This window comes from Enterobacter sp. V87_3, assembly GCF_029967835.1.
Lineage (GTDB): Bacteria > Pseudomonadota > Gammaproteobacteria > Enterobacterales > Enterobacteriaceae > Enterobacter > Enterobacter cancerogenus.
In genome coordinates, this window is sequence record NZ_JASCAM010000011.1 from 163,578 (window position 1) to 179,211 (window position 15,634).

13 protein-coding genes are annotated in these 15,634 nt (G+C 56.3%); 6 read left to right on the forward strand and 7 right to left on the reverse strand.

From position 1 onward, the window contains the following. The first annotated feature begins 34 nt into the window (after positions 1–34). On the forward strand, positions 35–379 hold the full coding sequence (gene erpA, locus QLG21_RS03935; RefSeq protein ID WP_006173633.1) for an iron-sulfur cluster insertion protein ErpA: 345 nt from the start codon (positions 35–37) through the stop codon (positions 377–379). 57 nt (positions 380–436) lie between these two features. Here erpA and QLG21_RS03940 read toward each other — a convergent pair whose 3' ends face one another. The 3 genes from QLG21_RS03940 to mtnN are packed head-to-tail and all read right to left on the reverse strand — an operon-like array spanning position 437 to position 2,585. Further along, entirely contained in the window at positions 437–1,060 is a 624-nt protein-coding gene (locus tag QLG21_RS03940; RefSeq protein WP_006173631.1) for a TRIC cation channel family protein, read from the reverse strand. Between the two features lie 33 nt (positions 1,061–1,093). Next, positions 1,094–1,894, reverse strand: a complete 801-nt coding sequence (gene btuF / locus QLG21_RS03945; protein WP_282483922.1) for a vitamin B12 ABC transporter substrate-binding protein BtuF — start codon at positions 1,892–1,894, stop codon at positions 1,094–1,096. Further along, positions 1,887–2,585 (reverse strand): 5'-methylthioadenosine/S-adenosylhomocysteine nucleosidase, encoded by a 699-nt coding sequence (mtnN, locus tag QLG21_RS03950; protein WP_058609716.1) that lies wholly within the window; start codon positions 2,583–2,585, stop codon positions 1,887–1,889. Before mtnN ends, btuF begins: the two co-directional genes overlap by 8 nt. An 82-nt stretch (positions 2,586–2,667) precedes the next feature. Between mtnN and dgt the strand changes: the two genes are divergently transcribed. From dgt to cdaR, 3 genes are all read left to right on the forward strand, one after another. Next, a complete protein-coding gene (gene dgt / locus QLG21_RS03955; RefSeq protein ID WP_006173628.1) occupies positions 2,668–4,182 on the forward strand; it encodes a dGTPase in 1,515 nt (504 codons plus the stop codon). Between the two features lie 131 nt (positions 4,183–4,313). Continuing rightward, a complete protein-coding gene (degP, locus tag QLG21_RS03960; protein ID WP_006173627.1) occupies positions 4,314–5,753 on the forward strand; it encodes a serine endoprotease DegP in 1,440 nt (479 codons plus the stop codon). Positions 5,754–5,907: 154 nt separating this feature from the next. Further along, entirely contained in the window at positions 5,908–7,065 is a 1,158-nt protein-coding gene (gene cdaR, locus QLG21_RS03965; RefSeq protein ID WP_042319217.1) for a DNA-binding transcriptional regulator CdaR, read from the forward strand. A gap of 66 nt (positions 7,066–7,131) precedes the next feature. On the opposite strand, the gene QLG21_RS03970 is transcribed toward cdaR, so the two are convergent. Continuing rightward, complete coding sequence (locus tag QLG21_RS03970; RefSeq protein ID WP_006173625.1) at positions 7,132–7,521, reverse strand: DUF3461 family protein; 390 nt, start codon at positions 7,519–7,521, stop codon at positions 7,132–7,134. Between the two features lie 306 nt (positions 7,522–7,827). Here QLG21_RS03970 and QLG21_RS03975 point away from each other — a divergent pair, with 306 nt between their 5' ends. After that, entirely contained in the window at positions 7,828–10,119 is a 2,292-nt protein-coding gene (locus tag QLG21_RS03975; RefSeq protein WP_282483923.1) for an FdhF/YdeP family oxidoreductase, read from the forward strand. A 53-nt stretch (positions 10,120–10,172) separates the two neighbouring features. Here QLG21_RS03975 and dapD read toward each other — a convergent pair whose 3' ends face one another. The 3 genes from dapD to map all read right to left on the reverse strand — a co-directional run bounded on the left by dapD (position 10,173) and on the right by map (position 14,562). Next, positions 10,173–10,997 carry a 2,3,4,5-tetrahydropyridine-2,6-dicarboxylate N-succinyltransferase gene (dapD, locus tag QLG21_RS03980; RefSeq protein WP_282483924.1) on the reverse strand — a complete coding sequence of 275 codons (825 nt, stop codon included), beginning with the start codon at positions 10,995–10,997 and terminating at the stop codon, positions 10,173–10,175. A 32-nt stretch (positions 10,998–11,029) separates the two neighbouring features. After that, entirely contained in the window at positions 11,030–13,705 is a 2,676-nt protein-coding gene (glnD, locus tag QLG21_RS03985) for a bifunctional uridylyltransferase/uridylyl-removing protein GlnD (RefSeq protein ID WP_101738203.1), read from the reverse strand. A 62-nt stretch (positions 13,706–13,767) separates the two neighbouring features. Further along, a complete protein-coding gene (gene map, locus QLG21_RS03990; protein WP_006173616.1) occupies positions 13,768–14,562 on the reverse strand; it encodes a type I methionyl aminopeptidase in 795 nt (264 codons plus the stop codon). A gap of 320 nt (positions 14,563–14,882) precedes the next feature. Here map and rpsB point away from each other — a divergent pair, with 320 nt between their 5' ends. Next, the gene (gene rpsB / locus QLG21_RS03995; protein ID WP_006173614.1) at positions 14,883–15,608 is read left to right on the forward strand and encodes a 30S ribosomal protein S2; all 726 of its coding nucleotides are present in this window, start codon (positions 14,883–14,885) and stop codon (positions 15,606–15,608) included. The last annotated feature ends 26 nt before the right edge of the window (positions 15,609–15,634 follow it).

Genomic DNA, 15,634 nt, shown 5'->3' on the forward strand with positions numbered 1-15,634 from the left:
CAATCGCAGTAAGCAGTATTCATGGGAGCATAAGATGAGTGATGACGTAGCGCTGCCGCTGCAATTTACCGAAGCAGCAGCCAACAAAGTGAAAACCCTGATTGCCGACGAAGACAATCCGGATCTGAAACTGCGTGTCTATATTACGGGCGGCGGCTGTAGCGGCTTCCAGTACGGTTTTACCTTTGACGACCAGGTGAACGATGGTGATATGACTATCGAGAAGCAGGGCGTCGCGCTGGTGGTTGACCCGATGAGCCTGCAATATCTGGTGGGCGGTGCGGTTGACTACACCGAAGGTCTGGAAGGTTCGCGTTTTGTGGTGACCAACCCAAATGCGACAAGCACCTGCGGGTGTGGTTCTTCGTTCAGCATTTAAAGCTGAATGCACATACAGGCCCGGTTAGCGTAGCGCCACCGGGCTTATCAACGACAGTTATCTGGCATTTTCATCCAGCGCAAACGTCGGCAGTTTCAGGTGCCAGCGTATCGCCGCTAAACGTATCACCAGCGTCACCACCATCCCCAGCATCGCCGCATTCTCCAGCGGAACGGCAAAGGTGTAATACGCCGTCGCATGAACGATCCCGCCGATAATACAGGCCGTCGCGTAGATTTCCGTTCGCAGGATCATCGGGACTTCACGCGCCAGAATATCGCGAATGATGCCGCCGCCTACGCCGGTTAACACCCCCATACAGATCGCCACCATCGGGCCGGTTCCGGCAAGAAATGCTTTGTTTACGCCGATGCCCACAAACACGGCCAGGCCGACGGCATCCAGCACCGGAAGCACCCATTTGGGTAGCCTGCGGGGCTGTCGCACCAGAACGATGGTTAACAGACAGGTGACCATCGCCACCACCATATCGGTTGGGTCTTTGACCCAAAATACCGGACCGTTGGCCAGCGCCATGTCGCGGATCGTCCCACCGCCAACCGCCGTGACCACGCCCAGGACTAACACGCCAAACGGATCCATGCGCAGTTTCCCGGCGAGTAACACGCCGGAGATAGCAAAAACGGCTGTGCCAAGTATATCCAGCCAATACACGAGCATCCTGAAATCCTCGAAAGGGGGCCTGTAACGATGTTATTGACTCTCTGCCAGCGCGGCACAGAGTTGTTTTGCGGCGAGGATAATACGCGGGCTGGCGCGTTCAAACCAGTCGCTGTTTAGGGCGATTACCGGAATTTTGAGCTGGCGTTGCCAGAATTGTTCTATTTTAGGAATCTCACTCGCATTTCCGACCACCACAATTGCCTGCGGCTGCCGGGCGAGTACCTGTTCCCGACTGACCTGCGGCCACGGCACGCGGCTTGCGGCAAAGATATTTTCGCCACCGCAGAGTTCAAGCACCTGGTTCTGGATGGAGCCTTTGCCGGTGGTGAACAGCGGCTGGCTGCCAAACTGCAGGAAGACCCGTTTTTTAGCGGGAGTGTCGTATCTGGCTTTCAGCGCCGCATAGTCGCTGAGCATCTGCTGTGCAGCCTGTTCGGCTTTTATCGGCGTAGGGCTAAAAGGGGCGAGGGCGCGCAGCGCCTGGGCAACTTGCTCGACGCTCACCGCATCTACCCACATCACCTTGATCCCAAGCGACGCAAGCTGGTTAACCTGACGTTCGGCATTGCCGCCGCGCCAGGCCAGCACCAGATCCGGCTTTAGCGCCACAATGCGCTCCAGATTCATTCCCTGCCAGGTGGCGACCTGTTCGATGCCCGCGGCCTGCGCCGGGTAGTCTGAAAAGCTGCTGACGCCGACGGGGACGATCCCGGCCGCGAAGGCCAGCTCGGTATTTGCCGGCGAGAGGGTAATGACGCGCGGCGCAGCGAACAGCCAGGCCGGGGCGAGCAGAAGCAGGGCGCTCAGCGCCCTTACGATCCCTTTACCCACGAGCCAGTTTCTGCACCAGGGTTTCCACCATCACGGTGGACTGTTTTGCCGCAACGGCCAGGAACTCGTCGAAGCTCAGGTGCGATTGCTGGTCGGCCACGTCAGAGATGGCGCGAACCACCACGAACGGCACGCTGAAGTTATGGCAAACGTGGGCGATAGCGGTGGCTTCCATCTCAACGGCCACGGCCTGCGGGAAGTTATGGCGAATTTTCGCCAGGCCTACAGAACCGTTGATAAAGGCATCACCGCTGACGATCAGCCCGCGAACCGCGTTGAGGTTCAGCTCAGCGATGCAGTTTTCCGCGGCGGCAACCAGTTTGTCGTCGGCTTTAAAGCCTGCCGGGCAGCCCGGAAGCTGGCCGTACTCGTAGCCAAAGGCCGTCACGTCCGCATCGTGATAACGCGCTTCGTCAGACACGACGATATCACCCACTTTCAGCGTCGGCGCCAGACCGCCCGCAGAACCGGTATTAATGATGAGGTCCGGTTTGCAGCGTTCGAGCAGCAGCGTTGCGCCCAGCGCCGCAGCCACTTTACCGATGCCTGATTTCAGCAGAGCAACGTCAACGCCGTTCAGCTGGCCGGTATAGATCTCACAACCACCCAGCGAAAGGGTCTGACGGTTCTCGATTTTGTCACGCAGCAGCGTAACTTCTTCTTCCATTGCACCAATAATGCCGATTTTCATAGATTTACTCGCGATGTGCCTTGTTAAGGGGCATAGTCTATCATGCGGTTAAGAGGAAACGCATTCTCACGCGGGGGAGCACATGTCACCAATCGATTTTCGAACCAAAATTAACTGGCACCGTCGTTTCCGTTCGCCGCAGGGCGAAAAGAGCGAACATGAGATTTTGCGCATCTTCGAAAGCGACCGTGGGCGCATCATTAACTCTCCGGCGATCCGCCGTCTGCAGCAAAAAACGCAGGTGTTCCCGCTGGAACGTAACGCGGCGGTGCGCACGCGCCTGACGCACTCTATGGAAGTTCAGCAGGTGGGGCGTTACATCGCCAAAGAAATTCTGAGCCGCCTCAAAGAGCAGCGGCTGCTGGAGACCTATCACCTTGACGAGCTGACCGGGCCTTTCGAAAGCATCGTCGAGATGGCCTGCCTGATGCACGATATCGGCAATCCGCCTTTTGGTCATTTCGGCGAGGCGGCCATCAATGACTGGTTTAAACAGCGACTCTTCCCCACGGACGCGAGCAGCCAGCCGCTCAGCGACGACCGCTGCGTGGTGCGGGATTTACGCCTGCGCGAAGGGGAAGAGGGGCTAAACGATCTGCGGCGCAAGGTGCGTCAGGATCTGTGTCATTTCGAAGGGAATGCTCAGGGCATCCGCCTGGTGCACACCCTGATGCGCATGAACCTGACGTGGGCACAGGTGGGCTGCATCCTCAAATATACACGGCCAGCCTGGTGGATGGGGGAAACGCCCGCGAGCCACAGCTATCTGATGAAGAAACCGGGGTATTATTTATCCGAAGAAGAGTATATAGCGCGGTTGCGTAATGCGCTGTCATTGACCCCGAACGGGCGCTTTCCATTGACGTGGATTATGGAAGCTGCCGACGATATCTCCTATTGCGTGGCCGACCTCGAAGACGCCGTAGAGAAAAGAATATTTAGCGTCGAAGAACTTTATCAGCATCTTTATGACGCCTGGGGTAAACATGAAAAAGGGTCTTTGTTTGCGCAGGTCGTAGAAAATGCCTGGGAGAAATCGCGTGCGAATACGCTGAGCCGCAGCACGGAAGATCAGTTCTTTATGTATTTGCGGGTCAATACATTAAATAAACTGGTGCCGTATGCCGCCTCGCGTTTTATTGATAACCTGCCGATGGTCTACAGCGGCGAATTTAATCACGCGTTGCTGGAAGATGACAGCAGCTATAGCCAACTGCTTGAGCTCTATAAAAATGTCGCGGTGCGCCACGTTTTCAGCCACCCGGACGTGGAGCAACTGGAGCTGCAGGGATACCGGGTGATCAGCGGTTTGCTCGACATTTATCAACCCCTGCTGCAATTATCCGTCGATGAATTTAGCGAGCTGGTGGAAAACGAGCGCGTGCGGCGAATTCCGATTGAATCCCGGCTGTATCAAAAACTGTCGACCCGCCATCGTCTGGCCTATGTCGAAGCCATCAGTAAACTGGACCGGAACGCTGCTCAATGGCCGGTGATGGAATATTATTATCGCTGCCGCCTTATTCAGGACTATATCAGCGGCATGACAGATTTGTATGCCTGGGATGAATACCGCAAGCTGATGGCGGTTGAATAAGCCCGTAGTTTTGTAAAGACGACCAATAAATTTTTACTTTTTCCATAAACTTAATCCCGGAACTAAGCGGTATAAAACGAATCTGAGTTACACAGCAATTTTGCGTTATCTGTAAATTGAGATTGAGAAACATGAAAAAAACCACGTTAGCAATGAGTGCACTGGCTCTGAGTTTAGGTTTAGCGCTGTCTCCTCTGTCTGCTACTGCAGCCGAGACCGCGTCTTCGGCAGCAACCGCGCAGCAGATGCCAAGCCTGGCACCGATGCTCGAGAAGGTGATGCCATCGGTGGTGAGTATCAACGTTGAGGGCAGCACCACCGTCAATACGCCGCGTATGCCGCGTAACTTCCAGCAGTTCTTTGGTGATAACTCACCGTTCTGCCAGGACGGTTCGCCATTCCAGAGCTCCCCATTCTGTCAGGGCGGTGGCCCAGGGGATGACGGTCAGGGCGGTGGCGGCCAGCAGCAGAAATTCATGGCGCTCGGTTCGGGCGTTATCATTGACGCCGCGAAAGGCTATGTCGTGACCAACAACCACGTTGTTGATAACGCCAGCACCATCAAAGTGCAGCTGAGCGATGGCCGTAAGTTCGACGCCAAAGTCGTCGGCAAAGATCCGCGCTCGGATATCGCGCTGATCCAGATTCAGGATCCGAAAAACCTGACGGCGATTAAGCTTGCTGACTCTGATGCCCTGCGCGTCGGTGACTACACGGTCGCTATCGGTAACCCGTTTGGTCTGGGTGAAACCGTGACCTCCGGTATCGTTTCTGCGCTGGGCCGTAGCGGCCTTAACGCGGAAAACTACGAAAACTTCATTCAGACGGATGCGGCCATCAACCGTGGTAACTCCGGCGGTGCGCTGGTGAACCTGAACGGCGAGCTGATTGGTATCAACACCGCGATCCTCGCCCCGGACGGCGGCAACATCGGGATCGGCTTTGCTATCCCAAGCAATATGGTGAAAAACCTGACCGCGCAGATGGTGCAGTATGGCCAGGTGAAACGCGGTGAGCTGGGGATTATGGGCACCGAGCTGAACTCCGAACTGGCGAAAGCCATGAAAGTTGACGCTCAGCGCGGCGCATTCGTAAGCCAGGTCATGGCGAACTCGTCTGCAGCGAAAGCGGGCATCAAAGCGGGTGATGTGATCACTTCCCTGAACGGTAAGCCGATCAGCAGCTTTGCCGCCCTGCGCGCCGAAGTGGGTTCCATGCCTATCGGCAGCAAAGTGACCCTTGGCCTGCTGCGTGACGGCAAGCCGGTTAACGTGAGCCTGGAGCTGCAGCAGAGCAGTCAGAATCAGGTGGATTCCAGCACTATCTTCAGCGGTATCGAAGGGGCTGAGATGAGCAACAAAGGCCAGGATAAAGGCGTGGTGGTGAATAACGTGAAGGCGAATTCACCGGCTGCTCGTATCGGCCTGAAAAAAGGCGATGTCATCATGGGCGCTAACCAGCAGCCGGTGAAAAACATTGCTGAACTGCGCAAAATTCTCGACAGCAAACCTTCCGTGCTGGCGCTGAATATTCAGCGTGGTGATACCTCTATCTACCTGCTGATGCAGTAATTCCCTCAAGCCCCTGCACATTGCGTGCAGGGGCTTTTCGCTTTTCTGTGACCCTTTCCACAAGTCCATACTTCTCTCCCTGAGTTTGTGCATCTGCACAATGCAGCGCTGTCGGTACTCCCCTATGCTTGAGCTCTGCTCACAGGAGGGTTACATGGCTGGCTGGCATCTTGATACCAAAATGGCGCAGGATATCGTGGCGCGCACCATGCGCATCATTGATACCAATATCAACGTAATGGATGCCCGCGGGCGCATTATTGGCAGCGGCGACCGTGAGCGGATTGGTGAATTGCACGAAGGGGCGCTGCTGGTGCTCTCTCAGGGCCGCGTGGTGGATATCGACGATGCGGTGGCGAAACACCTGCACGGCGTGCGCCAGGGGATCAACCTGCCGCTGCGTCTTGAAGGTGAAATCGTTGGCGTGATCGGCCTGACCGGCGAACCTGAATCCCTGCGTAAATACGGCGAACTGGTGTGCATGACCGCCGAGATGATGCTGGAGCAGTCGCGCCTGATGCACCTGCTGGCGCAGGACAGCCGCCTGCGTGAAGAGCTGGTCATGAACCTGATTCAGGCGGAGGAGCACACCCCGGCGCTGAGCGAGTGGGCACAGCGGCTGGGTATCGATCTTAATCAGCCGCGCGTGGTAGCCGTTATTGAAGTGGACAGCGGCCAGCTTGGCGTGGACAGCGCGATGGCGGAGCTGCAACAGCTGCAAAATGCCCTGGCGACGCCGGAGCGCAATAACCTGGTGGCGATCGTCTCCCTGACCGAAATGGTGGTGCTGAAGCCCGCGCTGAATGCGTTTGGCCGCTGGGATGCGGAAGACCACCGCCGTCGCGTGGATCAGCTGATTGCGCGCATGAAAGAGAACGGTCAGCTGCGTTTTCGCGTGGCGTTGGGAAATTACTTCACCGGACCAGGAAGCATTGCCCGATCGTGGCGCACCGCGCGTACCACCATGATGGTGGGGAAGCAGCGTATGCCGGAGAGCCGGAGCTATTTCTATCAGGATCTGATGCTGCCGGTGCTTCTCGACAGCCTGCGCGGCGGCTGGCAGGCCAACGAGCTGGCGCGCCCGCTGGTGCGTCTGAAAGCGATGGATAATAACGGCCTGCTGCGCCGGACGTTGCAGGCGTGGTTCCGCCATAACGTGCAGCCCCTGGCGACGTCAAAAGCGCTGTTTATTCATCGTAATACGCTGGAGTATCGGCTTAATCGAATTTCGGAGCTGACGGGGTTGGATCTGGGGAATTTCGACGACCGGCTGCTGCTGTATGTGGCGCTTCAGCTGGATGAACAGAGATGATGCTGTGCGCGGTTTTCACCCTCTCCCTGTGGGAGAGGGCCGGGGTGAGGGCATCGGGCCGCACCGTTACTTATTGCGCGTAAGCTTCTCAAGATCCGCTTCAATCTCGCTGATCTTATGGGTGACAACGCTTTCCAGATGACGGAGGTCATCCAGGATCTTACGTTTAAGATCGACTTCAGTACGATCGCGCTGGCAGATCTGATCAAGTTCATCGATCACGTAGCGCAGGTTAGGGCTGATCTCCTGAACTTCTTTGTACCCCTGGCCGATCCCGTCGGCTACAACGGTCTTACGCTGGCGCGGGTATTTAAACTTCACGCTTTTGGCGAAAAACTCTCCTTTGTCCTTGTGAAAATAGATTTTCAAAATATCGTTGTTGGCTTCCTGGCGAAGGCTGTAACGATCAATTTCATCAGGATTGGTAATGCCCAGACTTTTCAGATTGTCGTACATAGCGGTACCCTTTATCTCAACATAACCTTTGAATAATTAACGAAAAAATCCCTTTTTGCCACTCTCCGATTCAAAATTCGCGGAGTCGATCCTGATTGCTTCCCGACTGCACGTAAAAGAGCAGGCCAGAAACGGGCGCATCTTTGAAAATCCATACTCAGTATTCTCCTGCCTGCGCTCAGGGAGGGAACAGTAATCTAACTCGTTTATTGTAGTTTTTGGCTACCTCGTCAAGAGGAAATCAATATGAGAGTGAAATTGCTACCGTAGCCACCATCAGAAATTGTCGGTAAATAAGCAGTCGCAATGAAAAAAGATGTTCAGGGGATCGGTGGCTATCAGGGCCCGGCAGGGGGTTGGGGGGCGGTAAAAGCCGTCGCGGCGTCGGTGTTTTCACAGCGTGCCGTGGCCCGCGATATTATCGCCATGTTTAAGATGAACCAGGTCTCGGGCTTTGATTGTCCGGGGTGCGCATGGCCTGACCCAGGCCATCGGGCATCCATGGAGCTGTGTGAAAACGGCGTGAAGGCCGTTTCCTGGGAGACCACCAGCAAGAAAGCCTCGCCTGCTTTTTTTAGCCGCCATCCGGTTTCTGCCCTCTGGCATTACAGCGACTATGCGCTGGAAAACGTGGGGCGTCTGACCCATCCCATGAAGTATGACGCCGCGACGGACTGCTGGCAGGCGGTGGAATGGGACGTGGCGTTCCGGGAAATCGGCGAGCGCCTTCGCAGCTACGCTTCCCCGGAACAGGTAGAGTTTTATACCTCCGGGCGTACCTCTAACGAGGCGGCGTTCCTGTACCAGCTTTTTGCGCGCGAATACGGCAGCACTAACTTCCCGGATTGTTCCAACATGTGCCACGGCCCCACCAGCGCAGGCCTGACGCGCTCGATTGGCCTGGGAAAAGGGACGGTGGAACTGGACGACTTTGAGCACTGCGATCTGGTGATCTGCATCGGGCACAACCCCGGGACTAACCATCCGAGAATGCTGACTACCCTGCGGGAGGTGGCTAAACGCGGCGCCAAAATTATCTCGATTAATCCGCTGACTGAGCGGGGACTTGAGCGTTTCAGTTTCCCGCAAAGCCCGAAAGAGATGCTTACCGGGCAGGCAACGACGCTGAGCCATCGTTATTACCAGGTCAAAATGGGCGGCGATGCGGCGCTGCTTAAAGGGATAATGAAAGCCCTCATTGAGAGGGATGAAGCCCGGGCCTTGCTTAACCAGTCGCCCTGCCTTGACCATGCGTTTATCGCAGAACATACCGACGGCTATCCGGCGCTGTATCAGGATTTGCGCCAGTGCAAATGGGCTGAACTGGAGCAGGCAAGCGGGCTGACGCGCAGCCAGATGGAAGACCTGGCGGAAAGCTACAACAAGTCGCGCGCGACGATCGTCTGTTATGGGCTTGGGATCACCCAGCATAAAAACGGCACGGAAAACGTCCAGCAGCTCGTTAACCTTTTGTTGCTCAAGGGAAACATAGGTAAACCCGGCGCGGGGATCTGCCCGCTGCGCGGTCACTCTAACGTGCAGGGCGACCGGTCGGTCGGGATCAACGAAGCCGCGCCGGAAGCGTTCCTGCAGCGCCTGGAAGAGCATTTTTCCATTCAGGTTTCGCGCAAGCACGGGCGTTCCAGCGTGGAGAGTATCCGGGCGATCGAGCGTGGCGATGCCAAATCGCTTATCTGCATGGGCGGCAACCTGGCGGTGGCCATGCCGGAACCACAGCGCACCTTTGCGGCAATGAAAAAGCTGGATATGCAGGTCCACATAGCCACAAAGCTTAACCGCTCGCACCTGCTGCTGGCGAAGCATAACTACCTGTTACCTGCGCTGGGCAGAACCGAGCGTGATATGCAGGCGACGGGCATCCAGTCCGTGACCGTCGAAGATTCTATGTCGATGGTCCATGCTTCATGCGGCGGATTAAAGCCAGCCTCGTGCGCGTTAAAGTCAGAGCCTGCTATCGTCGCCGGAATGGCACGCGCCACGCTGCCGAACTCCCCGGTGAACTGGGAGGAGATGTGCGGGAACTATGCGCTGATCCGCGAGGCCATTGAGGCCGTTATCCCGGCGTTTACCGATTACAACGCGCGTATTGCCCGGCCCGGCGGTTTTCGTATGGACACCCCAGCGTCACGTCGGGAGTGGCACACGCCGAATGGCAAAGCAAACTTTGTTGTCGGGCGTCATGTCTGTGCTGAGCATCCGCATCGGCCTGACGATACGCTGATCCTGGCGACGCTGCGCAGCCACGATCAGTACAACACCACGATCTACGGGCTGAACGATAGGTATCGCGGGATCACCGGTCGCCGTGATGTCGTCTTCCTGAGCAAGGTCGAAGCTACGGCGCGCGGGCTGGTGGAGGGCGATGTCGTCAATGTTCAGGCGCTAAATGAAGAGGGTATGCCAGCAGAAGGGCGCGAAATGCGGGGGCTGACGGTGGTGATCTACAACATGGCAGCCGGATCGATAGGGGCGTATCTGCCGGAGGCGAATGTCCTGCTGTCGCTGGAGGCGGTCGATAAGGAAAGCCTGACGCCAGCCTATAAAAGTGTGCCGGTCGTTATCGCGAAAGCCCGGTAAAACAAAACCCGCCAGAAGGCGGGTTTTTTACGTTTGGCGTATTGTCGAACGGATTAATCGATGGTGCGCAGCAGTTCGTTGATGCCCACTTTACCGCGCGTTTTCGCGTCCACTTTCTTCACGATAACCGCACAGTACAGGCTGTATTTGCCATCTTTTGACGGCAGGTTGCCGGAAACCACCACGGAGCCAGCCGGTACGCGGCCATAATGCACTTCGCCGGTTTCACGATCGTAAATACGGGTGCTCTGACCGATGTACACGCCCATGGAGATCACGGAGCCTTCTTCAACGATCACGCCTTCAACCACTTCAGAGCGTGCGCCGATGAAGCAGTTGTCTTCGATGATGGTTGGGTTAGCCTGCAGCGGCTCCAGAACGCCACCGATGCCGACGCCGCCGGAAAGGTGAACGTTTTTACCGATCTGCGCGCAAGAACCCACGGTCGCCCAGGTGTCCACCATGGTGCCTTCGTCAACGTAAGCACCGATGTTCACGTAGGAGGGCATCAGCACGGTATTGCGTGCGATGAACGCGCCCTGACGCACGGCCGCAGGTGGCACCACGCGGAAACCTTCTTTCTGAAAACGCGCTTCGTCGTAGTCCGCGAATTTCATGGGCACTTTGTCGAAGTAGCGGCTTTCTGCTCCGTCGATAACCTGGTTATCGTTGATACGGAAAGAGAGCAGCACGGCCTTCTTCAGCCATTGATGAGTCACCCACTGACCTTCAATTTTCTCTGCGACACGCAGTGCGCCGGAATCCAGCAGAGAAATCACCTGGTTTACGGCTTCACGGGTAACGGTATCCACATTTGCCGGAGTGATCTCGGCGCGACGCTCAAAGGCGGACTCAATAACGTTCTGTAACTGCTGCATTGTTTACTCTTTCCATTTCACTAAAAAACACGTCACCCTTTATCGTTTGGATTGAGGGCCGCTGTCAACCGTTGTTGTACTTCAAGTTGCAGCTCATTATTAAGGGCACGCCGGTCGGCGGTAGCGATTATAAATAAATCTTCTACTCGCTCGCCAATGGTTGTAATTCGGGCGCCATGAAGCGAAATTCCCAGATCGGCAAAAACCTGGCCGACCCGGGCGAGCAGCCCTGGCTGATCGAGCGCAATGAGTTCGAGGAACGATTTGCGGTCGGTATGTGTCGGCAGGAAATTGACCTCGGTATCGACGTTAAAAGGTCGCAGTTTGGCCGGTTGCCTGCGCGGCTGCGGTGGCTGCCAGCTGCGCTGGGTGATCGCCTGTTCAAGCCCAAAGCGTATCGCTTCATGCCTGTCCGACGACAGCGGGCTGCCGTCCGGCTCCAGTACGATAAAGGTATCCATCGCCATGCCGTCGCGGGTGGTGAAAATCTGTGCGTCGTGAACGCTCAGGTTTCGCCTGTCCAGTTCGGCGCAAACGGCGGCAAACAGATATGGCCGGTCAGGGCTCCAGATGAAGATCTCCGTCCCGCCGCGCGTTGCCTGCGGGCTGAGCAGGATCATCGGCTCTGACAAATTATGTTTAAGCAGGTGCCGCGCATGCCAGGCGAGCTGGTTTGGGCTGTGGCGCACAAAGTAGTTGGCGCGACAGCGCGCCCAAATCTGATGCAGCGCCTCTTCGTTAATATTTTCCATACGCAGCAACGCCAGCGCCTGAACCTGATGATGGCGCACGCGCTCGCGCATGTCCGGCGTGTTTTGCATCCCGCGGCGCAGCTGTTTTTCCGTGGCGAAATAGAGCTCGCGCAGCAGGCTCTGCTTCCAGCTGTTCCACAGCGTTTCGTTGGTGGCGCAGATATCAGCCACGGTCAGGCACACCAGATAGCGCAGCCTGTTCTCCGTCTGGACCGCTTCGGCGAACTGCTTAATGACTTCAGGATCCTGAATGTCACGACGCTGAGCGGTAACGGACATCAGCAGATGATGACGCACCAGCCAGGCGACGAGCTGCGTCTCGCGGGAGTTCAGCCCGTGCAGCTCGGCAAATTTGAGAATGTCCTGTGCGCCCAGCACCGAGTGATCGCCTCCGCGCCCTTTGGCGATGTCGTGGAACAGCGCGGCGATGAGGATCAGTTCCGGATGCGCCAGACGCGGCCACAGCTCGACGCACAGCGGATGGCGGGAGCGTGTCTCTTCCTGGGCAAAGCTCTCAAGCTTAAGCATCACGCGGATGGTGTGTTCATCCACCGTGTAGGCGTGGAACAGATCGAACTGCATCTGGCCGACGATATGCGACCACTGCGGCATATAGGCCCACAGCACGCTGTGACGGTGCATGGGCAGCAGGCCGCGGCTGACGGCTCCCGGGTGGCGCAGCATGCTCAGGAACAGGGCGCGTGCTTCCGGGATGTAACACAGCGGCTGGCGCAGGTGACGACGCGCATGGCGCAGGTGGCGCAAGGTCGTGGAGTAGATGCCGGTAATGGTGCTGTTGCGAACCATGGTATAGAACATGCGCAGGATCGCTTCCGGTTCGCGCATAAACAGCGTTTCGTCACGCAGATCGATAAGCGTGCCGCGCAGCTGGAATTCATCATCGATCGGGCGCGGCTTTTCGTCAGCCGTCAGCGCCAGGATCGCTTCGTCGAAAAGCTGGAGCAGCATCTGGTTCAGCTCGCTGACGCGGCGGGTGACGCGGAAGAAATCTTTCATCATCTGCTCAACCGGCTCGTTGCCTTCACCGCGATAGTTCAGGCGCTGGGCGACGCTGAGCTGACGATCGAACAGCAGGCGGTTATCGTAGCGGGTGAGTTCCAGATGGAGCGCAAAACGGATGCGCCAGAGCAGGTGCAGACACTCGTTCAGTTCGTTGCGCTCGGCTTCGGTCAAAAAGCCAAAACCGACCATCTCGTCCATCGAGGTGGCGCCAAAATGCCGGCGGGCGACCCACTGCAGCGTATGGATATCACGCAGGCCGCCAGGGCTGCTTTTAACATCCGGCTCAAGATTGTAGCTGGTGCCGTGGTAACGCTGGTGGCGCTGATTCTGCTCCTCGACCTTGGCCGCAAAGAATTTTTCCGAGGGCCAGAAGCCGTCGCTGAAGACGTGTTTTTGCAGTTCGAGGAACAGCGCAACGTCGCCAATCAGCAGGCGGGTTTCAATCAGGTTGGTCGCGACGGTGAGGTCCGATAGCCCTTCGAGCAGACACTCTTCCAGCGTGCGCACGCTGTGGCCCACTTCGAGCTTCACGTCCCACAGCAGGGTCAGCAGTTCACCCACTTTTTGAGCCTGGTCGTCCGGCAGCCTTTTGCGGCTTAAGATCAGTAAGTCGATATCCGACAGCGGATGCAGTTCACCGCGGCCATAGCCCCCCACGGCAACCAGTGCCAGGTCGCCAATCTGCCCGAAGCCATAGTCGATCCACAGGCGCTGCAGAAGCTGGTCAATAAATTCGGTGCGCGCTTCGATCAGCTGCTCGGCAGAAATACCCGCGTCGAACGCGCTGCCCAGCCAGCGATGGAACACCTCCATGTGGGCTTTGATGTGGGCGCAGGTCAGTTCGTGCGGCGGCCAGACGCCCGGGTTATCAGGCTGGTCGGGGAGGGTGGGAAGGGCTGTGTTAGCATACTGTTCGGGTAAAAGATTACTCATCGTGTGCCACCCATAAGAAAAAACTATCGCCATTAAAAAAGCCGGCAATCGCCGGCTTTTTATCACTCAATATTCGTCAGTATCGCCGGGATGGTGTCATCCTTGCGCAACGTCATAATTTCGCAGCCGTTGTCTGTTACCACAATAGTATGCTCGTACTGTGCAGACAAGCTTCTGTCTTTGGTTTTCACCGTCCAGCCGTCTTTCATGGTGCGGATGCGGTAATCGCCTGAGTTGACCATTGGCTCAATGGTGAAGGTCATGCCTTTTTGCAGCACCACGCCGCCGTCATCTGCATCGTAGTGCAGCACCTGTGGCTCTTCGTGGAAGACGCGACCAATGCCGTGACCACAGTATTCGCGAACCACGGAGAAACCTTCCGCTTCAACGAATTTCTGAATGGCCGCGCCAAGCGTGCGCAGGCGTATGCCCGGCTTGACCATCTTCAGCGCCAGGTAGAGGCTCTCTTGCGTCACTTTGCACAGACGCTCGCCAAGAATCGTTGGCTTGCCGACAATAAACATCTTCGAGGTGTCGCCGTGGTATTCGTCTTTAATGACGGTCACGTCGATGTTGACGATGTCGCCATCTTTCAGCAGTTTTTCGTCATCCGGGATACCGTGGCACACCACTTCATTAATAGAGATGCAGACGGATTTCGGGAAACCGTGGTAGCCGAGGCAAGCGGAGACCGCGTGCTGCTCATTCACGATGTAATCATTACAGATGCGGTCCAGTTCGCCCGTGCTCACGCCCGGTTTGACGAACGGCTCGATCATTTCAAGCACTTCCGCGGCCAGACGACCGGCGACGCGCATCTTTTCAATTTCTTCTGGGGTCTTAATAGAGATAGCCATGTAATCTGTCCATCGGTGTCGATTTTTTCGACAATACTAGTCTGAGTAGGGTCAATGGTATCAGCCCGGCGCGTCCCGTGCCAAATTGAGAATCATTAACAGCACACTCAGCCAACAACTGTTGGTTTCTGGTCGTGTTTTGTGGTATAAAGCGCGCCGGACTTCCGATCCATTTCAGATACACAGTCTGGACGGAAGCGATAATCTCACTATGTGTAACAACACACACGTATCGGCACATATTCCGGGGTGCCCTTCGGGGTCGGTAATATGGGATACGTGGAGGCATAACCCCAACTTTTACTATAGAGGTTTTAAACATGGCAACTGTTTCCATGCGCGACATGCTCAAGGCTGGTGTTCACTTTGGTCACCAGACCCGTTACTGGAACCCGAAAATGAAGCCTTTCATCTTCGGCGCACGTAACAAAGTTCACATCATCAACCTTGAGAAAACTGTACCAATGTTCAACGAAGCCCTGGCTGAGCTGAGCAAGATCTCTTCCCGTAAAGGTAAGATTCTGATGGTTGGTACTAAACGCGCTGCAAGCGAAGCTGTGAAAGAAGCTGCTAACAGCTGCGATCAGTTCTTCGTGAACCATCGCTGGTTGGGCGGCATGCTGACCAACTGGAAAACCGTTCGTCAGTCAATCAAACGCCTGAAAGATCTGGAAACTCAGTCTCAGGACGGTACTTTCGACAAGCTGACCAAGAAAGAAGCGCTGATGCGTACTCGTGAACTGGACAAGCTGGAAAACAGCCTGGGCGGTATCAAAGATATGGGCGGCCTGCCAGACGCGCTGTTCGTTATCGATGCAGACCACGAGCACATCGCAATCAAAGAAGCTAACAACCTGGGTATCCCGGTATTTGCTATCGTTGATACCAACTCCGATCCGGACGGTGTTGACTTCGTTATCCCGGGTAACGACGATGCAATCCGTGCTATCAGCCTGTACCTGGGCGCTGTAGCTGCTACCGTTCGTGAAGGCCGTTCTCAGGATCTGGCTACTCAGGCGGAAGAAAGCTTCGTAGAAGCTGAATAATAAGGTTTTACCCCTTATTAGTACCG